The 23,494-nt window shown below is 53.9% G+C and carries 21 protein-coding genes; 4 read left to right on the top strand and 17 right to left on the bottom strand.

Annotation, left to right across the window (positions count from 1 at the left end; translation table 11 throughout):
• Window positions 1-37 precede the first annotated feature (37 nt).
• From QYC28_RS11090 to QYC28_RS11020, 15 genes are all read right to left on the bottom strand, one after another.
• Window positions 38-2,476, bottom strand: a complete 2,439-nt coding sequence (locus QYC28_RS11090) for a phosphoketolase (protein WP_149820831.1) — start codon at window positions 2,474-2,476, stop codon at window positions 38-40.
• 248 nt (window positions 2,477-2,724) lie between these two features.
• Entirely contained in the window at window positions 2,725-3,522 is a 798-nt protein-coding gene (locus QYC28_RS11085; RefSeq protein ID WP_286625711.1) for a TatD family hydrolase, read from the bottom strand.
• Between the two features lie 5 nt (window positions 3,523-3,527).
• Window positions 3,528-3,824 carry a 30S ribosomal protein S20 gene (gene rpsT / locus QYC28_RS11080; protein WP_149820827.1) on the bottom strand — a complete coding sequence of 99 codons (297 nt, stop codon included), beginning with the start codon at window positions 3,822-3,824 and terminating at the stop codon, window positions 3,528-3,530.
• A gap of 42 nt (window positions 3,825-3,866) precedes the next feature.
• On the bottom strand, window positions 3,867-4,628 hold the full coding sequence (larB, locus tag QYC28_RS11075; protein WP_149820825.1) for a nickel pincer cofactor biosynthesis protein LarB: 762 nt from the start codon (window positions 4,626-4,628) through the stop codon (window positions 3,867-3,869).
• On the bottom strand, window positions 4,629-6,095 hold the full coding sequence (locus QYC28_RS11070) for a site-2 protease family protein (protein WP_302679489.1): 1,467 nt from the start codon (window positions 6,093-6,095) through the stop codon (window positions 4,629-4,631).
• Between the two features lie 25 nt (window positions 6,096-6,120).
• Window positions 6,121-8,049, bottom strand: a complete 1,929-nt coding sequence (gene htpG, locus QYC28_RS11065; protein WP_286625708.1) for a molecular chaperone HtpG — start codon at window positions 8,047-8,049, stop codon at window positions 6,121-6,123.
• A 37-nt stretch (window positions 8,050-8,086) separates the two neighbouring features.
• Entirely contained in the window at window positions 8,087-9,286 is a 1,200-nt protein-coding gene (gene hemW / locus QYC28_RS11060; protein WP_302679488.1) for a radical SAM family heme chaperone HemW, read from the bottom strand.
• A 7-nt stretch (window positions 9,287-9,293) separates the two neighbouring features.
• Entirely contained in the window at window positions 9,294-10,100 is an 807-nt protein-coding gene (locus QYC28_RS11055) for a hypothetical protein (protein ID WP_302679487.1), read from the bottom strand.
• 100 nt (window positions 10,101-10,200) lie between these two features.
• Window positions 10,201-11,283, bottom strand: coding sequence for a photosystem II q(b) protein (gene psbA / locus QYC28_RS11050; protein WP_024124333.1), 1,083 nt, complete (start codon window positions 11,281-11,283; stop codon window positions 10,201-10,203).
• A 184-nt stretch (window positions 11,284-11,467) separates the two neighbouring features.
• The gene (locus tag QYC28_RS11045; RefSeq protein ID WP_302679486.1) at window positions 11,468-12,658 is read right to left on the bottom strand and encodes a chloride channel protein; all 1,191 of its coding nucleotides are present in this window, start codon (window positions 12,656-12,658) and stop codon (window positions 11,468-11,470) included.
• A gap of 82 nt (window positions 12,659-12,740) precedes the next feature.
• Complete coding sequence (locus tag QYC28_RS11040; protein WP_286649639.1) at window positions 12,741-14,282, bottom strand: Gldg family protein; 1,542 nt, start codon at window positions 14,280-14,282, stop codon at window positions 12,741-12,743.
• Between the two features lie 12 nt (window positions 14,283-14,294).
• Window positions 14,295-15,098 (bottom strand): ABC transporter permease subunit, encoded by an 804-nt coding sequence (locus QYC28_RS11035; RefSeq protein WP_315863228.1) that lies wholly within the window; start codon window positions 15,096-15,098, stop codon window positions 14,295-14,297.
• A 16-nt stretch (window positions 15,099-15,114) separates the two neighbouring features.
• Window positions 15,115-16,074, bottom strand: coding sequence for an ABC transporter ATP-binding protein (locus QYC28_RS11030; protein WP_302679484.1), 960 nt, complete (start codon window positions 16,072-16,074; stop codon window positions 15,115-15,117).
• Between the two features lie 59 nt (window positions 16,075-16,133).
• Window positions 16,134-16,883 carry an MBL fold metallo-hydrolase gene (locus QYC28_RS11025; RefSeq protein WP_190278075.1) on the bottom strand — a complete coding sequence of 250 codons (750 nt, stop codon included), beginning with the start codon at window positions 16,881-16,883 and terminating at the stop codon, window positions 16,134-16,136.
• Between the two features lie 51 nt (window positions 16,884-16,934).
• Window positions 16,935-17,537 (bottom strand): aminodeoxychorismate/anthranilate synthase component II, encoded by a 603-nt coding sequence (locus QYC28_RS11020; RefSeq protein WP_286625701.1) that lies wholly within the window; start codon window positions 17,535-17,537, stop codon window positions 16,935-16,937.
• Between the two features lie 66 nt (window positions 17,538-17,603).
• On the opposite strand from QYC28_RS11020, the gene QYC28_RS11015 reads away from it, so the two are divergent.
• Window positions 17,604-18,347: an HAD family hydrolase gene (locus tag QYC28_RS11015; RefSeq protein WP_286625700.1), complete on the top strand. Its 744-nt coding sequence runs from the start codon at window positions 17,604-17,606 to the stop codon at window positions 18,345-18,347.
• A 44-nt stretch (window positions 18,348-18,391) separates the two neighbouring features.
• Here QYC28_RS11015 and QYC28_RS11010 read toward each other — a convergent pair whose 3' ends face one another.
• Both QYC28_RS11010 and QYC28_RS11005 read right to left on the bottom strand, forming a co-directional pair.
• Window positions 18,392-19,072: a RibD family protein gene (locus tag QYC28_RS11010; RefSeq protein WP_286625698.1), complete on the bottom strand. Its 681-nt coding sequence runs from the start codon at window positions 19,070-19,072 to the stop codon at window positions 18,392-18,394.
• Window positions 19,069-19,425: a DUF1830 domain-containing protein gene (locus QYC28_RS11005; RefSeq protein WP_149820800.1), complete on the bottom strand. Its 357-nt coding sequence runs from the start codon at window positions 19,423-19,425 to the stop codon at window positions 19,069-19,071. Before QYC28_RS11005 ends, QYC28_RS11010 begins: the two co-directional genes overlap by 4 nt.
• A 213-nt stretch (window positions 19,426-19,638) precedes the next feature.
• On the opposite strand from QYC28_RS11005, the gene QYC28_RS11000 reads away from it, so the two are divergent.
• The 3 genes from QYC28_RS11000 to QYC28_RS10990 all read left to right on the top strand — a co-directional run bounded on the left by QYC28_RS11000 (window position 19,639) and on the right by QYC28_RS10990 (window position 23,491).
• On the top strand, window positions 19,639-21,201 hold the full coding sequence (locus QYC28_RS11000; RefSeq protein ID WP_149820798.1) for a photosystem II high light acclimation radical SAM protein: 1,563 nt from the start codon (window positions 19,639-19,641) through the stop codon (window positions 21,199-21,201).
• Between the two features lie 87 nt (window positions 21,202-21,288).
• Window positions 21,289-22,302 carry a type I glyceraldehyde-3-phosphate dehydrogenase gene (locus tag QYC28_RS10995; protein WP_149820796.1) on the top strand — a complete coding sequence of 338 codons (1,014 nt, stop codon included), beginning with the start codon at window positions 21,289-21,291 and terminating at the stop codon, window positions 22,300-22,302.
• A gap of 34 nt (window positions 22,303-22,336) precedes the next feature.
• Entirely contained in the window at window positions 22,337-23,491 is a 1,155-nt protein-coding gene (locus QYC28_RS10990) for an alanine--glyoxylate aminotransferase family protein (RefSeq protein WP_149820794.1), read from the top strand.
• Window positions 23,492-23,494: the final 3 nt, after the last annotated feature.

The raw sequence follows: 23,494 nt of genomic DNA, 5'->3' as shown, positions 1-23,494 counted from the left end.
CGAAGAGAGGGGCAGAACATCAACCTAGAGGATCAAGCTAAAATGGCCAAGTCCAGTGGCTAAACTCCGGCTTGTCCACACCGTACTCGTAGGCGTAGTTGCGGGCTTCAATTTGCATGTTGCGGAATTTCTCCTTGGCATGGGCACCCGCCACTTGAAGACCGGGGAGGCGATCAATGGCATCAATGGCAAGACTAAAGCGATCAATCTCATTATTGATGGCCAACTCAAGGGGGGTGTTAATGTTGCCCTTTTCTTTGTAGCCGCGCACGTGCAAATTACGGTGATTGTGACGGCGGTACGTGAGACGGTGGATCAACCACGGATAACCATGGAAGTTAAAGATAATCGGGCGATCGAGGGTAAAGAGACTATCAAAGTCGCGATCGCTGAGGCCGTGGGGGTGTTCGGTTTCGGGTTGCAGCTTAAAGAGATCCACCACATTGATATAGCGAATCTTCAGCTCTGGAAACTCCTGCCGCAGGAGGGCGATCGCCGCCAACGCCTCTTGGGTAGGAATATCCCCCGCACTGGCCATCACCAGATCCGGTTCACAGCCTTGATCATTGCTGGCCCAATCCCAAATGCCGACTCCCTTGGTGCAGTGGATAATTGCCTGATCCATTGTCAGGTACTGCAAGTGCAACTGCTTGTCGGAGACAATCACATTCACATAATTTTTGCTGCGCAGGCAGTGATCCGCCACCGACAGCAGTGAGTTCACATCAGGCGGTAAGTAAATGCGCGTAACCTTCGCACTCTTGTTGCAGACAATATCCAAAAATCCCGGATCTTGGTGGGTAAAGCCATTGTGATCCTGCCGCCACACCGTGGACGTAATCAGCAAGTTCAATGAGGCCACATCCGCCCGCCACGAGAGTTCATTGCAGATGCTCAACCATTTGGCGTGTTGGTTAAACATCGAGTCAATCACATGGACAAAGGACTCATAGGTGGAGAAGAAGCCATGGCGACCCGTCAGCAGGTAGCCCTCCAGCATCCCCTCCATGGTGTGCTCGCTGAGCATTTCAATGACGCGACCATTGGGGGACAATTCACCGCCATCGGCGTCCTCCTCAAAGTATTCCGCAATCCAGAGTTTCTTGCTGACCTCGTAAATGGCATTGAGCTTATTCGAGGTATTTTCATCGGGACCAAAGACACGGAAATTGGTCATGTTATTGCGCATCACATCCCGCAGGAAGACCCCAAGGGGACGGGTATTTTCCACCTCAATTTGGGCGGGTTTCTCAAACGTAATGCCGTACTGCCGAAAGTCGGGCATTTTCAAATCCTTGCGCAATAGCCCACCATTGGCGTGGGGATTCATGCCCATACGGTAGTTGCCGGTTGGCGCCAAGGCCTTGAGTTCAGGACGAAATGTGCCATTCTCATCAAAGAGTTCTTCGGGGCGGTAGCTGCGCAGCCAATTTTCAAGGAGCTTAAGGTTTTCAGGGTTGGTGTGGACATCGGCCATGGGCACTTGGTGTGCTCGCCAGAAGCCTTCCACTTTGTGGCCATTCACTTCCGCGGGGCCTGTCCACCCTTTGGGGGTGCGCAGCACAATCATCGGCCAACGGGGCAAGGTGGTGACGCCCTCTTCCCGAGCTGCTCGTTGAATCTCCTTAATTTTAGTCACGCAGTAGTCGAGGGTGGCGGCCATTGCTTGGTGCATTGAGGGGCGATCGGAACCTTCCACAAAGCAGGGTTCATACCCTAGGCCCCGGAAGAAGTTTTCCAAATCCTGATGGGGAATCCGTGCCAAAATCGTCGGGTTGTTAATCTTGTAGCCATTCAAGTTGAGAATCGGCAAGACTGCCCCATCGCGCGCCGGGTTGAGGAATTTATTGATGTGCCATGAGGTGGCCAAAGGCCCCGTTTCTGCTTCCCCATCGCCAACCACTGCCGCCACAATTAAATCAGGATTGTCAAAGGCAGCACCACAGGCATGGGAGAGGACATAGCCCAATTCTCCCCCTTCGTGTATCGAGCCGGGCGTTTCTGGGGTGCAGTGGCTCCCAATGCCACCGGGGAAGGAGAACTGCTTGAAGAATTTTTTGAGGCCGTGGGCATCCTCACTAATGTTGTGGTAAATCTCGGTGTAACTGCCTTCAAGGTAAACAGGTGCCAAGACCCCCGGTGCCCCATGACCGGGACCCGCTAGGAAAATCACCTCCTGTTGGTACTTTTTAATAATGCGATTGAGGTGAAGGTAGCAAAAGGACAGACCTGGACTCGATCCCCAGTGACCAAGGAGGCGTTTTTTGATGTGTTCAGGCTTGAGGGGTTCCTTGAGTAGGGGGTTATCGAGCAAATAGATCATGCCCACGGCCAGATAGTTACAGGCACGGAAGAAGGCATCCATGGCCTCAACTTCACTATCACTCAAGGGCTGTCCTTGAATCGTGGCGCGAGCCGGCCCAAAGGCATGAATATCAGCGGTGAGTTCGGTGGGACGGGGAGGAGAGCTAACCATACAGTATCCTCGTCAAGTCAGCATGAGTATCAGGAAAATCAACTTAGATCAATAGATCAAAGTAAAGTGCCAACGGCATTCAAAAGAGTCCACAGGTTACTAAAAGCATTTGCTAATTAAGGACACATCCTAAACAGCCGTCTTTAGCCTACAGCCCCATCCTAGGATGCTGAAATGGCTAGGCTCGCAAATGCGCTAGATTTTTTAACGTTGATTCGACTCAGTGAATGCCCCAATGCCTGAAAAATTTATGCGGCAAGTTCAGCGGGCAGGGGGAGGCGAAAGAGCTGACAGGCGTTGAGGGTGGTTTGCTGTTCTAATTCCAAGAGGTCACATTGTCGCAGACGGGCGACGGCTTCAGCCACAAAGCGCACATAGCTGGGTTCATTGCGTTTTTCGCCGCGTTTGGGCACAGGGGCAAGGAAGGGGCAATCCGTTTCCACCAGTAGGCGATCGCTGGGAACCATTTGTGCCGAGGCATGAATTTGTTTGGCGTTCTTAAACGTGACGGTGCCGCTAAAGCTGATAAAAAGACCCAGATCGAGAAACCACTCCGTTTCTTCGGGGGTACCGCCCCAGCAGTGCATCACTCCTTGCACCTGCCCGCGATCGCGAACAAACTGTTGAAGCAAATCCCGCGCGGCAGCAGCTGCTTCCCGACAGTGGATAATCACTGGCAGATTCAAGCTGTGGGCAACCTCCAACTGTGCCCAAAAGGCCGCTTCCTGTTCTTCGCGATTCGTGGCTTTGTAAAAATCTAAACCCGTTTCGCCAATGGCCACCACTTTAGGATCACTGGCGGCAAGGCGGGCAATTTTTTCCTTGAGATCCGGCTGCCACTGCTCCGTATCTAGGGGATGGAGACCCACTGCCATAAAGAGTTCGGGAAACTGCGCGGCAAGGCTCTGAATGGTGGGAAATTCACTGGGTTCAACGCAGGAGTGAACCAGCCGCACCACTCCCGCCGATCGCCAGCGTTTAGCCACTGAGTCGAGATCGGGCGCGTACTCTGGAAAGTTGAGATGGACGTGGGTATCCACCAACATGGGGATTAGGCAGCCGGTTGCAGCGTTTTGTTGAGGATACGGGTCAGCCGCGCTTTACGACGGGCACCGGTGTTGCGATGGAGAACACCGCGCTTAACGGCTTTGTCAATTTTGCTAAAGGCCAAGTTGAGTCGCTGCTGGACTTCCGCCAGTTTTTCCGGAGTGGGATCGGCAGCATACTGACTAATAGCCGTCAAGTAGTTTTTAATCAGCGTCCGCACTGCCGAGCGATAGGCTTTGTTGCGAAGACGGTTGCGCTCAGCAATTTGGGCACGTTTAGCGGCAGATTTGATGTTAGCCACAGGTCACCTGATGATCAATCACACATTAAGAACAAATAACCATTATAACCGTTGACTGAGCGATCGCAAGATCTTGGCTGCCAGCATTGCCGCCCCAAAGCCATTGTCAATATTGACGACACCAATGCCGGGGGCACAGGAGTTGAGCATTGTCAGTAGCGCTGCCAAACCGCCAAAGTTCGCGCCATAGCCAATACTGGTGGGCACAGCAATCACGGGCACTGAGACTAGCCCCGCCACCACACTGGGCAGTGCCCCCTCCATGCCGGCAACCACAATGAGCACGGCCATCTCCTCTAGGCGATCGCGCACACTCAACAGCCGATGAATCCCCGCCACCCCCACATCCCAAAATCGCTCAACCCCAAATCCTGACAGTTGCAACGTCACTGCTGCCTCTTCGGCCACGGGCAGATCCGCTGTGCCCGCACAGACCAAGCCCACCGGCAGGGGAAACTGCGGCGGCAAAATGGGGGCTGTACTGCAAATCCGTGCCTTTTCAAAATAGTGCAGTCCACCAACGCGCGATCGCAGGGCCTCAAACACCTCGGGAGAAATACGTGTGGCCATTACACAGGGATAGTGGGGACGCATCCGCTCCAAAATCTCGGCAATCTGCTGCGGGGTTTTGCCGGGTCCCCAAATCACCTCTGGAAAGCCAGTGCGCTGCTGCCTTTGGTGATCAATGCGTGCAAAATCGCCAATGGGTTCGTAGGACAGGTGTTGCAGTTGGCGATAGGCGGTCTCTACGCTCAGTTGCCCTTGGGCGATCGCCGTCAAAATTTGCCGCAGTGGATCGGGCATTTAGCCTCCAATTCCCAAGCGACCCGCTAGCCCCGGTGCCATCGGGATCAAGGTAGCGGCCATCAGGAACAATAGCAGCAGACCAAGACCAGCACGGGTATCATCGGGTTCGGTGATCTCATCGAGACTGGGCTGATCCATATCCCGCTGCAACAGCAGAATCACCAACGCCCAATACAAGGCCAAGGGGTTGACGATCGCCACCAAGCCCAAGACCACAAGGGTCATAATCGTCAGTCGTTTGGCGGTTTTGGTACCGTAAATGGCTTGAATAATCCGCCCCCCATCCAGTTGTCCTGCGGGCATCAAGTTTAAGGCCGTCATGATCAAGCCCAGCCAGCCCAGAATCACAAAGGGATGCACCATCACCACTTCACTTTGCAACTGCTGCCCCAAAAAGAGCTTGGCGATCGTCCCCACCAAAATCGAGCCTTGGAAAAAGAGGGTCGGCACCTCTAACCCCTGGCTCGTGGGCGAGAGAACAAGGCCAATGGCCAACAGCAGCAGCGAAACACTACCGGCGGCGATCGCCCCCGCTGCACCAATGTCAAAGAGTTGACTGCGATTGGCAAGGAAGGATTCAATGCGGGTCATGGCCCCAAAAGTCCCCAACTGCCACGCGGGTAAGAAAATGGGCGGCCCTAAGCGTGCCCGATAGCGGTTGGCCATTAGCCAGTGACCCCCTTCCCGTATAGCGGCAATGCCAAAGAGACCCAAGGCAAAGGGGAGCGATCGCTGGAAGAGGCCAGTGGTTGGATTTCCCAGTAAGCTAAACCCCTGCAGGATGGCACTGGTCTCGAGACAGGTTCCAAGGGTGGCCACCGCCAAGAAAACCGCTGCCAGCTTCTGAAGATTGCCCGAGCGAATCGGTTCGGTCGTCATCGGTAAAATCACGACCATCGGCTTGCCATCCCCATTGGCCACCATAAAGAGGCGATAGCGATCGGGCAAGGCGGCCTGTAGGCGTTCAGTGAGTTGCTGATGCACCACTTTGGCCTCTCCCCGCAGATTCCCCGGGCAGATCACGCCCCCTTTGTAGGGAATGTAGTCGGTGGCGAAGTAGGTATCCACGCTAAAGATACTTTGAATGGCTTGTAGGTCTTCGGCGGGAAGGCTGGGTCGTGCAGTAGGCTGGGCTGGGGTCGTCTGCTCTGTGGTGGCTTGCTCTAGTTCCGAACGGCCAGAGGGAGCAGAGGGTAGGGGCAATTCGGCGGTGGCCGCCAGCGATCGCAACCAACGGCCAAGGGCAACATAGGCCACAATCGAGAACACCAGCCCAAAGAGCACGGCAGCAAAGTTAATCACAATCCCAAAGCTGAGGCTGCCAAAAACCACTAGCCAAGGGAGCATCAGGACAAGGGTTTGCAACCAAGCCACAATCCCCAGCTTGCCGTAGGGCAGGTTGCGGTACAGTCCCCACGCCAGTAGGGCGATCGCCCCCGCCAATAGGCCTACCGTAATAATCATGCGTTACCTCCCGCGTTTGCAAACGTTAGCGCGTGGCCATCGTGGTCAGTTGGGTCAGAACTTGACTGGCACGCTCTGTAAATTGCTGCATACCATTGGCATCAAAGCCCCGCTGTGACAATAGAGCCAAATCGTAGATATACTGACACAGCTTTTCGACCAATGCACCCGTTTCTGAGGTGCCGCTGGTTTGAATAATCGTGCCTTGGTTGAGGCTGAGGAGATTTTGCACCAAGGGATGGGCGGTATTGACAACAAGGGTATGCTCCTCCGGCAACTGCGCATTGGGTTGCTGCTGCATCATTGCCATCATTTCCTGCATCCGCCGACTGGTTTCGGGCAACAGGATCATTGCCGGAGGGGCATCGGCCTTGAGGGCTTCGGTGCGAATGGTCAGTTTCGGCTTTTTCAGCACGGATTCAAAGAGGGATTTGATCTGCTCGCTGCGCGTCTTCTTCGTGGTGGGATCCACTAGTTCGCTCTCTTTGTTTTTGTCAATGAGCGTCTCATCGAGTTCTGCATCCACCCGCAGAAACTTGACATCGCTGTAGTTCTGCTCCAGCCACGGCACAAAGTGGGTATCAATGAAACTGTCCATAAACAGGACTTCAATCCCTTGGCTTTTAAGCAGTTGCACGTAGGTGGCTTGGCCGACCTCATCGGTGCAGTAATAGACGCGCTTGCCTTGGCGCTCTTGGTTGCGCTCGAGGTACTCCTTGAGGGTGGTGTAGGTTTTGCCATCCACTTGGATGCCCCCCTCACTGGCCCAGACATCTTCGCTTTCTTTAGAGGTTAGTTCAGCGGTGGTGCGGTAGATGAGAATGTCCTCCACCTGCTTTTTGAACTTCTCATCGTTGATGGAACCGAATTTGACAAAGGTGCCCAAGTCTTGCCACGAGCGTACGTAGGCCGCCGGGTCTTCGCGGTATAGCTCCTTCAGGCGATCGCCCACCTTTTTAGCAATGTAGTCGGCAATTTTGCGCACCGTGCGATCGTTTTGCAGGAAACTGCGGGACACATTCAGGGGAATGTCGCTGCTGTCAATGACCCCCCGCAAAGGCAGCAAAAAGCGCGGGATCACCTCTTCGCAGTTATCGCTGACAAAGACTTGGTTGCAGTAGAGCTTAATTTGCCCCTTAGTGACATCAATATCGGGGCGCAGCTTGGGAAAGTAGAGAATGCCATTGACCACAAAGGGATAGTCGGTATTGAGGTGAACCCAAAGCAGCGGGTCTTCTTGAAAGGGATAGAGATAGCGGTAAAACTCTAGGTAGTCCTCTTTGCTGAGGCTATTGGGGGCACTCTTCCAAGGGGCAATTTGCTTATTAATTTGCTCACCCCCTAGCTTAATTGGCACCGGCAAAAAGTCACAGTATTTGCGTACCAATTCGCGAATGCGGCCGGGTTCTAGGTACTCCAACTCACCCTCTTGCAGGGTTAGGGTGACGGTTGTACCAACACTGGTGCGCTGACCATCGGAGAGGGTAAATTCAGTGGAACCATCACAGGTCCAATGCACGGGGACGGCACCTTCGCGGTAGGAGAGGGTATCAATTTCCACCCGTTCTGAAACCATGAAGGCAGAGTAAAACCCCAGCCCAAAGTGACCAATGATTGCGTTTTCCCCTTCCCCTTTGTACTTTTGGACGAATTCCTCGGCACTGGAAAAGGCCACTTGGGTAATGTACTTTTTCACCTCCTCGGCGGTCATGCCAATGCCGTTGTCGGCGATCGCCAGCTTTTTATTTTCTTTGTCAATCGTGATCGTCACTTCCGGGTGATCCACATCGCCGCTATATTCCCCAGAGCGTGCCACCATCCGCAGTTTTTGAATGGCATCTACGGCGTTGGAGACCAGTTCCCGCAGGAAAATCTCATGATCGGAGTAGAGCCACTTTTTAATAATTGGAAAAATGTTCTCAGTATGGATTGAAATGGTTCCCTGTTCCAACATGATGCTTCCCGTGAGTGTATTCTTGGTCAGACAACCTCTAGTGTATCGGTAGGGGTTGCGCTTCCTGTTGGCGGAAAACCGATCCCTCCAATGCTTCCCACAGGGTGACAATGACGTGATTGGCCACTAGAAATCCTTCTGGCTGGGTCAAGTGCAGGCGATCGCCCGTCAAAGAAAGCATCTCTGGAGACATGTTTGCCGCTGCTGCTTGTAGGGCTTCAACCCACGACATCGGAAATTCATCCGCCAGAGCAGTTAAAGAGAGGCCATCCCTGAGGCGCAAGCCCAGCATCAGGGTTTCCAACCAGCGATCCCACAGGGCATCTGGACTCACTTGATTGAGGCTCTCGGGTAAACTTTGCAGCCATTGATAGTATTCCCGGCGGGTACGCGGACGGCTGAGGCGACGATGCCCGAGATAACTGGTGGCGCCCATGCCAAAGCCATAGTAGGGTTGATTGCGCCAATAGACTTGATTGTGACGACAGGCAAACCCCGGTCGGGCATAATTGGAAATTTCATAGTGCTCATACCCTGCTGCTGTTAGCCTCTTGTGGGTAAGGCAGTAGGCGGCAGCGGCTTGCTCTTGAGTGGGTAGGGAGTCTGTTTCGGGTTGATAGCGTTTGCTAAAGACGGTTTTGGGTTCAATGATCAGGTCGTAGATGGATAGATGGGCAGGGTTGAGGGCGATCGCTCGCTCGAGGGAGAACTGCCAATCTGCTAAGGATTGTTGCGGCAAGCCTGAAATGAGATCCATGCTCCAGTTTGCTACCCCCGCCCTATGAAGCATCGCAACTGCCTGCTCAACATCGGCTACATCGTGACTACGGCCACACACTTGCAATAGCTCATCGTCAAAGGCCTGTACACCCAAGCTGACGCGATTCACCCCTACTTTGAGATAGCCCTGCAATTGTTTTAAGTCAAAGGTTCCCGGATCCATTTCCATAGAAATTTCTGCCCCTCGGGCAATACCTATTTGGCGATCGAGGGCTTCCAGCAGTTGGCCAATGTATTGCGGCGGGACTAGAGACGGTGTTCCCCCCCCAAAAAAAATCGTTTGGAGCGGTAGCCGCTCAGCAGGGGTATGGGCAATTTCTTGACAGAGTGCAGCCACATACTCTTGGATAAGTGATTCTGCCAGTGTCGGAGAATCCCCCACTACCGTAATCGGAAAGTCACAGTAGAAGCAGCGGCGCCGACAAAAGGGTAGATGAATGTATGCGGCTCTAGTCATTGTTTTCTTAACTGGTTTGTGATGAAATCTGGCTAGGCAGCCGACCTTTGGCAACCAATAGCTCCCATGCCCGCAAAACAGCGACCAAATCAGAGGCAAGGCGGTATTCATTGGCTTCAGCAAAGCGCACCGTTGCGGTGGGGGTCGAGACGAGATGAATAGGCACCGGTCGTTCTACGGGTGTGGGTACAAAATCAAAGCCATTGAAGCGCTCAAACCGGCGATCGCTCAACAATTGATTAAATTGACTGACTTGAGCAGGTGTCACTGTGCGTAGGGTGCGGCTGAGGGTTTCCCCGCGAGCATTGGTGGTTTGCTGCACAATCCGACCATCGTTATAGAGCAGTGTTGTTGTCGTTGAGGGTGAACGATTTCCAGAGGCATCACTTTGCCGAATCACGCGAAAACTCACGCCCTCAGGAAGGGGGGGCGGCAACTCTTCTGGACTCAGGCGTTGGGGGCGCTGAATCAGGGTGCCGATCATCCGACTGCCAGCGGCATCCCAAAGAATCAGGGAACCACTTTGATTGGTGCGATAGACCCACTGTTGGGGATAGGGAGCATTGCGATTCGTCAGGGTAATTTCCCAACCGGGGGTTAAACGCTCAGCACAATCAACCCGCAATCCCCCCAAGCCCAAACAGCCATCGGACCAAACTTTGGGCTGAACTTGAACCACGCTAATTTGCGCTGGTTCCTCACCAAACTGCTCGGCAGCGATCGCGATCGCCCGCGTAATGATCTCTGGAGCTGGTGTTGCTGCTTGCACCACAAGAGGCACTGCCACTGCCAAGAGGGATGTCCAACCATTCATTAACAAAGTCTCTACCCTTTGACCATCATCATAAAAAAAGACCGCCCCCGATGAAGAGGCGGTTCCTTTAACTAAACGCTAGTTAGAGTTGCTCTAGGAATTAGCCGTTGATGCTAGGAGCAATCATGGCCACAGGAGCAGACTCAGCGCTGGCCAAGTCGAGGGGGAAGTTGTGAGCATTGCGCTCGTGCATTACTTCCATACCCAAGTTGGCACGGTTGATGATGTCAGCCCAAGTGTTGATCACGTTGCCTTGTGCATCCACAACGGAGTGGTTGAAGTTGAAACCGTTGAGGTTGAAGGCCATCGTGCTGATACCCAGAGCGGTGAACCAAATACCGATCACCGGCCAAGCGGCGAGGAAGAAGTGCAGCGCACGGCTGTTGTTGAAGCTGGCGTATTGGAAAATCAAGCGACCAAAGTAACCGTGGGCAGCCACGATGTTGTAGGTTTCTTCCTCTTGACCGAATTTGTAACCGTAGTTTTGAGACTCGGTTTCGGTGGTTTCACGGATCAGGCTGGAGGTCACCAGCGAACCGTGCATAGCGGAGAACAGGGCACCACCAAAGACACCAGCCACACCCAGTTGGTGGAAGGGGTGCATCAGGATGTTGTGCTCCGCTTGGAACACAAGCATGAAGTTGAAGGTACCAGAGATACCCAGGGGCATCCCGTCAGAGAAGCTGCCTTGACCAATGGGGTAGATCAAGAACACAGCGGTAGCGGCAGCCACAGGAGCGGAGTAGGCCACGCAGATCCAAGGGCGCATACCGAGGCGGTAGCTGAGTTCCCACTCACGACCCATGTAGCAGAAGACACCGATCAAGAAGTGGAAGATGATCAGTTGGTAAGGGCCACCGTTGTAGAGCCACTCATCAAGGGAAGCAGCTTCCCAAATGGGGTAGAAGTGCAAGCCAATGGCGTTGCTGGAGGGGACAACCGCACCCGTGATGATGTTGTTGCCATAGAGCAAGGAGCCAGCGACAGGCTCACGGATGCCATCGATGTCCACAGGGGGAGCAGCGATGAAAGCAATCACGAAGCAGATGGTAGCAGCGAGCAGAGTGGGGATCATCAACACACCGAACCAGCCCACATAGAGGCGGTTGTTGGTGCTGGTAACCCAGCTACAAAATTGCTCCCACAGGTTCAGTTGCTCGCGACGTTGTAAAACAGTCGTCATAGTGATAAGTCCTGTTGAACAAGATGAATGAATGTTACAAACCGTTTACACTCCCAAATCGAGTCCCTGAGAGACCTCAGGCGCACCCGCTGGTGTTGTGCAACGGAATGTAACCTTATATTAATCAATCTCTTAGGAAAATGTAAAGGGTTGTGTCTGAATTTTATATTCTGTTAATGATTTCTCAGGGATCAGGGGTGTCCTCGCGCGATCGCTGGCTGGGAATCCAAGTAATGGGTAAGGTCAATAGATAACTGGTTAAGGTGGCGATCGTAATCAAGGGCAGCATTGATGTATGGGAAATCACCGTCAGAATCACCGCCAGCCCCAAAGGTGTTTTGGTCACCACCACCGTGATTGCCGCCATCATGCCAGCCAAGGCCACACTCAAGGGTGTATTCGGGAGTGCCTCATGTACGGCCATGCCCACACAAGCACCTACAAAAAATAGGGGAAAGACGACCCCCCCACGGAAGCCCCCCCGCAGACAGAGACTCAGGGCAACCAGCTTAAAGAAAGCGACGCTCAGCAGAATGCCAATGCTGTAGCGGTTGACCACTTGGATGACTTGTTCAATTTGCCGCTCACCGTAGAACAGGGTGATCGGATGCATCAGGGCAATCAAACCAATCAGAAAACCCACCGCCACAATTAAGACAAGAGGATATTGTCGATAGGGGTTCAGCCAGCGTTGAATCTGCCGATCTACAAGGATAAAGAGCGTTCCCACCGCCGCACCAATGATGCCGAGCAACACTGCAAAGCCAATATCCTCAGGACGCAGCGTATCGTAGGCAGGGAACCGATAAATGTCACCAATGGTTGTGCCTGTAATGACCCGAAAAAGGGTAAACCCAGCAGCCGCAGAAATCAGGGCTGGAATGATTGCCTCATAAAACTCCACACTGCGGCGATGGGGGACTTCCAAAACAAACAGTGTGGCGCCGAGGGGGGACTCAAAAAACACGCCCATGCCCGCTGCCATACCGCAGAGGGTGAGAATACGGGTGCTCTCTGGGGGTAGATGCAAACGCTCCGCGAACCAACTGCCCAAGCCGCCATTGATATCAATCATGGGACTTTCAGGGCCAGCACTACTGCCAAACAGCAAAGATAGGCTAGAAGCCAATGCCATACCCGGTAGAAAGCGATAACTTAACCGACCCTCGTGGTGTAACTCTGCGATCGCATCCGCGAGTCCCTCCGTTGCCCCCAAGAATTTGACCGATAAGCCCACCAACAAGCCACCAAAGGCCGTCAAAAGCGGCATGTAAGGATAGAGGTGCGCCCACGTGCCAATGCTCACTTGGCTAGGATCAGTCCCCCACAACAGCGCAAACCCCAGCTTAAGAGCGAGATAAAAGGCCGTGGCCACGCAGCCACCAAGCAGACCAATGATTAGGGCATACAGGAGCAAACAAGGGTAAGGGCAGGAGGCTCTGGCCATAGAAGAAGAGTTAGCGGCGCCGCCACCAGACAAAAACGGCTGAGCCAAACCCGACAAGGGGCAGCAGAAAGACACTGATAATCTCTAGCCAACGACTGGTGGTGACATTGAGTTGCAGGCGGCGATTGGTGGTTTCACGCGGACGAATGGAGAGTGCCTTTTGGTCGCGATCGCCCAACCAGAGCACGGAATTGACAAAGAGATCACTATTAATCCCTTGGTAGGCAATCACGCCATCGGTGGCAAACTCCGAATCCCCAAAGACCACCAAGCGGGCTTCCTTCGGTGGGTTATCACTCAACTGACGAGTAATCGCTACACCAATCGGCAGCGGCCCTTTGGTATCTACACCTTCAGTGAATTCAAGGTTGCCCGACTGCCAGTCGGTTTCCGCCCAAGTTTGCGGGCCCGAGAGGACAATTTCCACAATGTCATCATCCTTCACAGGATCAATGCGAATGGCTTGCGCGCGGGGAAAGACACTCGGACCTTGGGCAAAGCGTTGAGTAATCGGGTGATTGCCATAGGTGGTGACAATAATCGTATCGGGACCGAGTCCCACCTGTTGACCCACACCAGAGCCATCAATGACCCAGCGATTATCGAGGGTGAGTCCCCAGTTTTTCAGTAAATCATCCAGACCGGCGTTGACATCAACATCGAGCATCAGCAACAGGCTACCACCCCGATTCAGGTACGCCTTGAGAAGATCCTGCTCCAGACGCAAAAAGGGCTGCCGGGGGCCAGCCACAACAATGACATTGGCATCTTCGGGAATTTTGCCCTTCTCCAGCAAATTCAGGGGCAGGAGTTCCACATCTCGCTGCTCAAGAAGTTTAGCCACTTCACTGAGACTGGCGGAGCCACCTGTGAGGGGAAGTTCATTGTGCCCCGTGGTGAAATAGGCACGGATCGTGCGATCGCTCGTCACCCGAATCAGGGCAGGGGTGAGGTTACTTTCGGAAAGGTCTTCATCAATGCGCTGCGTTTTCTCGCCCGCCACAACAATCACTTGCCCCACTTGCGTCACGTTGTACTTTTTAGCAAGGGCGGGTTGCTCTTGGGGGTCAATGAACTCGAAGGAAAATTGGTTGTTGGCCTGACGGCGGTACTGTTCCAACAGCAGGCGATCGCGACTGGCGGCATTGGCATCAAACACCAATACCCGCACCGGCTGCTCCAGAGTTTGCAGAACATCACGGGTTTCCGCTGCTAAGGTAAAGGCACGGTTTTCGGTGAGATCGATTTCAACCCTGTAGCGATCGGCCAAAAAATTGACGATGCCCAATAGAGCAATCACCGCAATCACAGTCAGGATGGCATTCGTACTGGTTTGGGTAGAACGCCGCCCCCAAAACCCTGTGGAGACACGACTTTGCTGGATCAGCCACAGCAGTAGGGCAATCCCCCCCAAAGCTAAAAGGCTCAAGGGTAACCAATTCCAGCGATTGGTGACGATGCCAGCACTCAAGCCAGCAATGATCAAAAGTGGCGCCGCCCACAGCAATACCGTGGTCAATCGTTCAGGTGAGCCTAGGGCAAAGCGTTTCATGACCGGTACCCCCTAATTGCGCTGGTAACGAAAGGCATCAATGGACTGTGCCGTGAGGAAAATGCCGAGGAAAATATAACTACCAAAGACAACAAGACTACTGCTGCGGAAAATTCCCCGTGTCAGGTTGGTAAAGTGCTCTAGGGGTGAGACGTAGGTGAGGATATCACTGAGATTCCCGCCAGTATTTTTAGCCAAGACATCGAGTACCCAGAGAATCAGCAACACCGCAAACCCCAAAATGGCCGCTAGGATCGTGCTATCGGTCAAGGATGAGAGAAACATCCCCAAGGAGAGAATGGCTGCTGCTAAAAGAATCAATCCGCCATTGCCCGCAAGAATTAGCCAAGGGGAGAGGGGGGGCGTACTCTGTTGGAGTGCCACAAACTGATAGACAATCACAGGCAGCAACAGCGTGGTATAAAACGTCAGCACTGCCAAGAGTTTACCCGTTGCCACACACCAGTTCGTAATCGGTGAGGTGGCTAAAAGTTCGAGGGTGCCGCGTTTGCGCTCTTCGGTGTAGAGTCCCATCGAGAGCATGGGCAAAATGACTTGGGAAATGGAGCCGAGGAGTCCAAGGAAACTTTCGAGGATGAGCTTGGGAACGTCAATGGCTTGGCTCGGCGCCCCAAACTGTTGTTGCAGCAAATCCTGCTGAGCCACTTGGCTAATAATTGTCGTCATCACAACGAGGAAAAACAGGCCGCTGAGCAGCCAGAACACCCCGGCAATCACATAGTAGAAGGGGGCACTAAAGTAACTCTGGAGTTCGCGGCGATAGATGGCAAGAATGTTGGCAAAGAGGACACGCAGCCCGTGGAGGGAAACGCTAAGCACGGGCTTCTTCGGTGGTATCGCTGGGTTCATCGGTCGTTAGCTTCAAGAACACCTCCTCTAGGTTGGCACGGGAGCGGCGCATTTCAAAGAGTTGCACCCCATTTTGGACAAGGAGACTGGCGAGATCGGCACCGATTTCTGAAGGACTGCTGACTTGCAGTTGCTGTCGCCCTTGGGGAGTGCTATTGCCCCATGTGATCTGTTGCAGAGCAGGCAACTGTTGGAGGAGGGATTCAATAGCGGCGCGATCGCCCAAGAGTTCGAGGTCATAGGTGTAGCTACCGCTGAGGCGTTGCAGCAGTTCATCCAGTTGGCCAATGCCCGCCACTTCGCCTTTATTGATAATCACGGCGCGATCGCAGGTCATGCTCACTTCCGCCAAAATATGGGTGGAAAGAATCACTGTATGCTGTCCCGCCAAGTTTTTAATCAGGTTGCGCACCTCAATAATTTGCCGCGGATCGAGACCCACCGTGGGTTCATCCAGAATGATGGCTGGCGGATCGTGAACGATCGCTTGGGCAATGCCGACCCGCTGCCGATAGCCCTTCGAGAGTTTGCGAATAATGGTCTGTTGCCGATCCCAGAGGCCGCAGCTTTTGAGGGCATATTCCACCCGCTGGGGGCGATCGCCCGCACTGACGCCCTTGATGCGAGCCACAAAGTGCAAATAGCCCGCCACCGTCATTTCCGTATAGAGGGGGGGATTTTCTGGCAGATAGCCAATGCGCTGCCGCACCGCCATCGGATTCGTGTGGACTTCATAGCCTGCAATAGATGCTGTGCCACTCGTTGCCGGTAGATACCCCGCCAAAATCCGCATTGTGGTGGTTTTGCCTGCGCCATTGGGGCCGAGGAGACCGAGAATCTCACCACTGGCCGCTGAAAAGCTGACATCCCGCAGCGCGACGGTTGTACCGTAAACCTTGGTCAGGTGTTCGACCTGAATCATGGCGTTTCCTCAACTCGTTCTACGGGAAACATTGACACACAATGTAGCCGTTTTCCTCATCAAATACTGAGGACTTGGATAGTGGTATTTTGGGGCAGATTGGCTGCCGATAGACTGAGGGAGGCACCCCCACTGCGGCGAACCGGGGTTCCCTCCATAACTTTCAAAAAGTCCTCTAGCCCTGTCAGATCACAATTATTGGGGTCAGCCGCTGCCGTCCGATAGTGGGAAGGAATGACCAAACGGGGTTGCAAAACTTCAACGGCTGCCTTGGCCTCCTCAGCCCTATAGGCTTTGTCACTTCCTCCCACTGGCACAATCATCACATCAGGCCGTCCCATGAGAATGCGTTGTTCAATCGTGATTGGCATGGCAATGCCGCCCATGTGCAGGAGATTGATGCCCCCCTGCTGCCAGCGCCAAACCACGTTGACGCCAAAGCGAAAGCCACCGACGCGATCATGACTGGTGCGGATGCCCTGAATACTCAAACCATTGACTTTATAGGAACCGGGTTGAAAAAGCAGTTTAGGCCGACCGGGTAAGCCTTCGATGTAGCCCTCGTCTAGGAGGCGACTACTGATCATGACAATATCCGCAGTGACACGGGGAGGCCGCAATCCTTTGGTGCAACCAATGGGACGGAAGGGATTCACCAGTACCCGCTGACCACTGCCGGTGAAGAGAAAGCAGGTGTGGCCAAACCATTGCAGAGAGAGACCCCCCCCTTGGGCATGGGCTGCCCAGTGTCCACTCAGGCTGGCGATCGCCCCAACTTGAGCCAAACGCAAGAACTGCCGCCGTTCCATTTTCTCTCCCCACACTCCTATTCCAGCTCAGTGTACCGAAAAGTGGCTGGCTCACAACGATGGACTGGACAGCCGTCGCAAAAAGTTCCGTAGCAGGTCTTTGCCGCAGGTGGTGAGAATGCTCTCCGGATGGAATTGCACCCCTTCCAGCGTCGGATATTGGCGGTGGCGCACCCCCATAATCAGGCCATCCTCTGTCCAAGCCGTAATTTCCAATACATCAGGGCAACTGTCACGATCAATAACAAGGCTGTGGTAGCGGGTTGCGGTAAAGGGTTGGGGCAAATTTTGGAACACCCCCACACCACTGTGGTAAATTTCTGACGTTTTGCCGTGCATGAGGGTTGGTGCGAGCGTCACCGTGCCGCCGAAAACTTCACCAATCGCTTGATGTCCCAAGCAAACCCCCAAGATGGGTAGTGTGCCAGCATAGGTGCGGATCAGGGCTTCGGAAATCCCCGCATCGGCAGGGCGACCCGGGCCGGGGGAAATCACAATACCCGCAGGGGCGAGGGCAGCGATCTCATCGAGGGTGATCTTGTCGTTGCGAAAGACCCGCAGATCCGCAGCAACTGGGAACTCCTGCGCTAGCTCTCCTAGGTACTGGACAAGGTTGTAGGTGAAGCTGTCGTAGTTATCAATAACGATAATCAAGGGAGAGGTGTCCTCATCATCTTCGATGCTTTGTGTTTTGATCCTACTACCCAAGGGGTTGAGGCAATGGTGCAACTATGGTGTCAGGGACGCTGTTTTCCCTCGGTAGCAGCGGTGATCTTTGATAAAGATGGCACATTAGCAGATGTTGCCCATTACCTGCGGTGGGTGGCGATCGCCCGCGCTGTGAAAATTGCTGAACACTTTCCCAATCTCAAAGCGTTGCTACTTCAGGCCTTTGGGGTGATCGGCGACCATCTCGATCCCACTGGATTACAAGCGGTGGGGACACGGCAGGAGAACCAAATTGCCGCTGCAGCCTTTGTGGCCACACAGGGAATTCCTTGGATTGCTGCCTTAGAACAGGCAAATGCCGCCTTTACTGCCGCAGAGCGAGAATTTACTGCCAAAGCAGCGTTTACACCACCCCTGCCGGGGGTCATTGAACTCGTGCAACGGCTCCATGGGCAAGGATGCGCGTTGGCGATTATCTCTAGCGATCGCAGGTCGGAAATCGAGGCTTTTTTAGACACCTATCACCTGAAGCCCTTTTTCCAATGCTGGCAGGGGGGAGATGAGCCACCCACGAAGCCCGATCCGCAGGTACTCCTGAGGGTGTGCGATCGCCTTGGGGTGCGACCCAATCAAACCGTGGTTATTGGCGATGCCGATAGTGATGGCCTCATGGCACAGCGGGGGGGTGCAGCGGGCAGCATTGGTGTTACGTGGGGTTGGCATCGGCCACCAGTGCTCAATTACTGTGATTGCATCCTTGCCTCACCCTTGGAGATGCAGATTAGTGCTGACTGAGAACTAATTAGACTCAGTGGTGATTGAGGGTTACTCGCAATGAGTCAAGCATAATTAAGGCGGTAGTGGAGATAAACCTCATTGCCCACGGGCAAGACATTCAGGAGCATCAACCTCCCTGAGAAGGCAATCTCCTCTGGATAGAGGCTAGGCGCTACCGACCCTAGGAGGAGGGGGCAGAGGGTCAACCACAACTCGTCAATGGCAGCCATCTGCAACAGGGAGGCGAAAAGCTGTCCTCCTCCCAACACGGCCAAGGTTTGCACACCAGCCTCTTGAATGTGCCTAAACGCCTGCGGCCAGTCAATCTCCGCCACCCCAGCAGACCAACAGTGATCAAAGGCAGTGGATCCTTGCCAGCGGCTGGCGCCTTTCTCGGTGGTCAGTAAGGCACGGTGAATCGGCTGGCGAAAGAAAGGGAGATTGAGATCGAATTCACCACTAGCGGAGCAGACAATTTGCAGCGGTTGGGGCGATTGCCCTTGGTGCTCACGCTCAGCAATCAGATGGGGAGACTGAAGGCGCATCGCTGTCCCCCCCAAACGCAATGTTGTCGCCCCAAAGAGTACGGCATCCACCTGTGCCACCTGCTGTTCAAGGTGCTGAAAGTCATAGGCCGAGGCAATGCGCTGACCCAAAGCATCGGCGCGAGCAAGGCGGCCATCTAAACTACTGGCCAAAACTGCAATTGTGTAGGGGCGAGAAATCGGCTGGAGCTGGCTCAAGGGATCATGACTTTTTCAGTCGCTGGCGCAGGCGTCTCATTGAGCAATTCTAGCCGTTGCTGGCTGACGGGATCACTGGGAAAAAAATTATCTCTCCCCTCTTGCACCAGTAGCTCCGTACAGGGGATCATGTCGGAGAGAATTGCACTTGCCATCATGCCGCTGTGAACTTCCAGTTGTCCTGCCCGTGGCGATTCAAATACCAGTCGCTGCCCCGGAAAAACAACCCGCTCGAAATACCAGTTGGCAATATTTGTAATCCGCACCACCTGAATTTTGCTGGTGGCGTTGACATAACAGCAGAGGATGCGATCGCAACTATCGCTAGGGACAGGATCAAAGATTTGCGGCATAGGAAGTAATGGTTTGTTATAGGACGTGTCTTTACCCTTGTTAGCCTAACATTGCCAATTCGATCCAGTTGTAAACTCAACTACAGGATGGACAGTTCATCCTTTCCTTGAGTTCCCGTGATCCCCTGCTGGAAAGGCGCAAATGTGTTACAACCTAAACAGCGATAGAGATTTATTAAGAATTTAGCGTTTCCATAGATCTTGGGCTAGCCTATGTCCCCGCGTGTCCTCTACGTCCGTCTCCCCTGCAATCCCATTTTTCCCATTGGTGTCGTCTATCTTGCGGATTATATCCATAAGCAATTACCCAGTGTTGAACAACGCATTTTTGATTTGGGAACGGTGCCCCCCCTTGATTTTCGCCGTGCCCTTGCCCAAGTGATTGATGACTTTGAACCCACGCATCTTGTTTTTTCTTGGCGGGATATTCAAATCTATGCCCCTGTGGGGGGACGGGGGGGCAATCCACTGCAACATGCCTTTGAGGTCTATTACGCCCGCAATCCCTTGGTGAAGCTGCGGGGGGCGATCGGGGGTCTGCGGGTGATGAGTGCCTACTATGGTGAACTCTGGCGAAACCTCAATTTAATCCGTTTGGGACGCCACCATGCCAAGCGTCACCATCCGCAAGTCACAACCATCGTCGGTGGCGGTGCGGTCAGTGTCTTTTATGAACAATTGGGTTCTCAACTGCCCAAAGGCACCATTGTTTCCGTTGGTGAAGGGGAAACGCTGCTGCACAAAGTCCTAACGAGCCAGCCAATTGCCGGGGAGCGTTGCTACATTGCGGGTGTGGAAAAGCCCCGCGATCGCCTCATCCACGAATGGCCAACCCCCATCGAAAAAACCGCCTGCAACTACGACTACATCGAGACGATTTGGCCAGAATTTGAGTATTACCTTCAGGGGGGCGACTTTTATATTGGGGTGCAAACCAAGCGCGGCTGTCCCCACAACTGCTGCTACTGCGTCTATACCGTGGTTGAAGGCAAACAGGTGCGCATTAACCCTGCTGAAGAAGTCGTCGCCGAAATGCGCCAGCTCTACGATCGCGGTGTGCGCAACTTTTGGTTTACCGATGCCCAGTTTATCCCCGCTCGCAAATTTATCCCCGACGCGATCGCCCTGCTGCGGGAAATCCTGAAAGCAGGCATGAAGGATATTCACTGGGCAGCCTACATCCGTGCCGACAACCTCACCCCCGAATTGTCTGAGCTAATGGTGCAAACGGGGATGAACTACTTTGAAATCGGCATTACCAGTGGCTCCCAAGAACTGGTGCGGAAAATGCGCATGGGCTACAACCTGCGAACGGTGCTGCAAAACTGTCGTGATTTGAAAGCCGCCGGGTTCAACGCCCTCGTTTCTGTGAATTACTCCTTCAATGTCATTGACGAACGCCCTGAAACGATTGCCCAGACCATTGCCTACCACCGCGAACTGGAACGCATTTTTGGTGCAGATAACGTTGAGCCAGCCATTTTCTTTATTGGCCTGCAACCCCACACCCATCTTGAGGCATATGCCCTCGAGCGCGGCATTCTGCGCCCCGGCTACAACCCCATGAGCCTCATGCCTTGGACTGCTAAGAAATTGCTTTGGAACCCCGAACCGATGGGATCCGTCTTTGGGGAAGTGTGCCTTGCGGCTTGGCGCCTCAATCCCAATGACTTTGGCCGCACCGTCATGGATCTACTGGAGGAGCGCTTTGGCTGTGCCCCCTTGGCGGAGGCCTTGTCTGCGCCTCTTGAGGAACGCCCTTTGGTGCATCGTTAAAAAAAGCGCGATAAAATGACCATTCCCCCTTAGAATGTTTCCTAGATCATTTCTGGCAATGAGTTAGTAAACAGAGGAAGGGATCAGGTGGTTAGAGTCGCTATCAATGGTTTTGGGCGCATCGGTCGGAACTTCATGCGTTGCTGGTTACAGCGGAAAGCCAATAGCAAGCTAGAGATTGTAGGCATCAACGATACCTCCGATCCCCGCACCAATGCCCATTTGCTGAAGTATGACTCAATGTTGGGCATTTTCCACGATGCCGAAATCAGTGCTGACGACGACTGCATCTATGCCGGTGGCCATGCGGTCAAATGTGTGTCCGATCGCAACCCTGAAAATCTGCCCTGGAGCTCCTGGGGAATTGACCTCGTTATTGAGGCCACGGGGGTCTTTACCAGCCGCGAGGGCGCGAGCAAACACTTAAGTGCAGGGGCAAAAAAAGTTCTGATTACCGCGCCCGGCAAAGGCAATATCCCCACCTATGTGGTCGGGGTGAATCACCACACCTACAATCCCAGTGAAGACATCGTCAGCAATGCCAGTTGCACCACCAACTGCTTGGCGCCGATTGTCAAGGTGCTCCATGAAACCTTTGGCATTCAGCAGGGGATGATGACGACGACCCACAGCTACACGGGGGATCAACGCCTACTCGATGCCAGTCACCGCGATCTGCGGCGGGCACGGGCAGCAGCGATGAACATTGTGCCCACCTCTACGGGGGCTGCTAAGGCAGTCGGATTGGTGATTCCCGAGTTGCAAGGTAAGCTGAACGGGATTGCCCTGCGGGTACCCACCCCCAATGTTTCTGTAGTGGACTTTGTTGCTCAGGTGGAAAAACCCACCATTGCTGAGCAGGTGAACCAAGTGATCAAAGAAGCCTCTGAAACCACCATGAAGGGGATTATCCACTACAGTGAATTGGAACTGGTGTCTTCCGACTATCGCGGTCACAACGCCTCCTCGATTTTGGATGCGTCCCTCACGATGGTGATGGGGGGCAATCTAGTGAAAGTGGTGGCTTGGTACGATAACGAGTGGGGCTATAGCCAGCGGGTTCTGGACTTGGCAGAGCACATGGCCGCTCACTGGGCTTAGTCGTTTCATTTTAAGGATTGGTTCGCAACTCACGATGCAAGATAAATCGATGTTAATGATTCCGGGTCCGACGCCGGTACCGGAGTCAGTTCTTCTGTCCCTCAGCAAACATCCCATTGGCCATCGCAGCGGTGACTTTAGCGAGATCATGGCGGCGGTGACGGCAGGGTTGAAATGGCTGCATCAGACTACGAACGATGTGCTGATTTTGACCGCCAGTGGCACAGGGGCAATGGAGGCCGGGATCATTAACTTTCTCAGTGCGGGCGATCGCGTCCTTGTGGGCTGTAACGGTAAGTTTGGCGATCGCTGGGGGGAAGTGTGCGATGCCTACGGCCTCAAAACCGAGCGCATTAGCGCCCCTTGGGGACAACCCCTCAACCCCGATGACTTCAAAGCCGCCCTTGAGGCGGACAGTGCCAAAACGATTAAGGCGGTCATCATTACCCACAGTGAAACCTCCACAGGGGTGATCAACGACTTAGAGGCGATCAACCGCCATGTCAAAGCCCACGGCCAAGCCCTGATCATTGTGGATGCCGTCACCAGCCTAGGAGCAGTCAATGTCCCCGTTGATGAGTGGGGGTTGGATGTAGTTGGCTCTGGCTCCCAAAAGGGCTATATGATTCCGCCGGGGTTAGCCTTTGTTAGTGTGAGTGCCAAGGCATGGGAAGCCTACAAAACCGCTACACTACCGAAGTTCTATCTTGACCTTGGCAAATACCGCAAAGATGCCGCCAAGAACACAACCCCCTTTACGCCACCGGTGAATCTCTTCTTTGCCCTGAAGACCGCACTGGAGATGATGCAAGCGGAGGGCTTAGAGAATATCTTTGCCCGTCACCAGCGCTTGATGCAGGCCACCCGCGCCGCCATGAAGGCGCTCAACTTGCCCCTCTATGCGCCGGATCACTGTGCCAGTCCCGCGATTACGGCGGTGGCACCCCAAGGGGTGGAGGCCGAAAAGATTCGCAGCCTGATGAAAAAACGCTTTGACATTGCCCTAGCTGGCGGTCAAGATCATCTCAAGGGGCAAATTTTCCGAGTCGGTCACTTGGGCTTTGTCAGCGATCGCGATATTTTGGCAGCCATCAGTGCGCTTGAAGCCGTGCTTGGCGAATTGGGGTACAGCAACTTTAGCCCCGGCGCTGGGGTAGCCGCCGCCAGTCGTGTATTGACCACGGCCTAAGTG

The sequence above is a fragment of the Thermosynechococcus sp. HY596 genome (genome assembly GCF_030518715.1).
GTDB lineage: Bacteria > Cyanobacteriota > Cyanobacteriia > Thermosynechococcales > Thermosynechococcaceae > Thermosynechococcus.
Note: the sequence above shows the minus strand (reverse complement) of the source record. Positions and strands in the feature narration are given on the sequence as shown.

What these genes read in the sequence shown, in the direction of transcription:
- QYC28_RS11070 (WP_302679489.1), bottom strand. Translation starts at nt 6,095, where the DNA reads ATGATTATTACGGTAGGCCTATTGGCGGGGGCGATCGCCCTACTGGCG.
- hemW (WP_302679488.1), bottom strand. Translation starts at nt 9,286, where the DNA reads ATGACTAGAGCCGCATACATTCATCTACCCTTTTGTCGGCGCCGCTGC.
- larB (WP_149820825.1), bottom strand. Translation starts at nt 4,628, where the DNA reads ATGCCCGATCCACTGCGGCAAATTTTGACGGCGATCGCCCAAGGGCAA.
- QYC28_RS11040 (WP_286649639.1), bottom strand. Translation starts at nt 14,282, where the DNA reads ATGAAACGCTTTGCCCTAGGCTCACCTGAACGATTGACCACGGTATTG.
- QYC28_RS11000 (WP_149820798.1), top strand. Translation starts at nt 19,639, where the DNA reads ATGTCCCCGCGTGTCCTCTACGTCCGTCTCCCCTGCAATCCCATTTTT.
- QYC28_RS11005 (WP_149820800.1), bottom strand. Translation starts at nt 19,425, where the DNA reads ATGCCGCAAATCTTTGATCCTGTCCCTAGCGATAGTTGCGATCGCATC.
- psbA (WP_024124333.1), bottom strand. Translation starts at nt 11,283, where the DNA reads ATGACGACTGTTTTACAACGTCGCGAGCAACTGAACCTGTGGGAGCAA.
- htpG (WP_286625708.1), bottom strand. Translation starts at nt 8,049, where the DNA reads ATGTTGGAACAGGGAACCATTTCAATCCATACTGAGAACATTTTTCCA.
- QYC28_RS11030 (WP_302679484.1), bottom strand. Translation starts at nt 16,074, where the DNA reads ATGATTCAGGTCGAACACCTGACCAAGGTTTACGGTACAACCGTCGCG.
- QYC28_RS11025 (WP_190278075.1), bottom strand. Translation starts at nt 16,883, where the DNA reads ATGGAACGGCGGCAGTTCTTGCGTTTGGCTCAAGTTGGGGCGATCGCC.
- QYC28_RS11090 (WP_149820831.1), bottom strand. Translation starts at nt 2,476, where the DNA reads ATGGTTAGCTCTCCTCCCCGTCCCACCGAACTCACCGCTGATATTCAT.
- QYC28_RS11055 (WP_302679487.1), bottom strand. Translation starts at nt 10,100, where the DNA reads ATGAATGGTTGGACATCCCTCTTGGCAGTGGCAGTGCCTCTTGTGGTG.
- QYC28_RS10990 (WP_149820794.1), top strand. Translation starts at nt 22,337, where the DNA reads ATGCAAGATAAATCGATGTTAATGATTCCGGGTCCGACGCCGGTACCG.
- QYC28_RS11015 (WP_286625700.1), top strand. Translation starts at nt 17,604, where the DNA reads ATGGTGCAACTATGGTGTCAGGGACGCTGTTTTCCCTCGGTAGCAGCG.
- QYC28_RS11085 (WP_286625711.1), bottom strand. Translation starts at nt 3,522, where the DNA reads ATGTTGGTGGATACCCACGTCCATCTCAACTTTCCAGAGTACGCGCCC.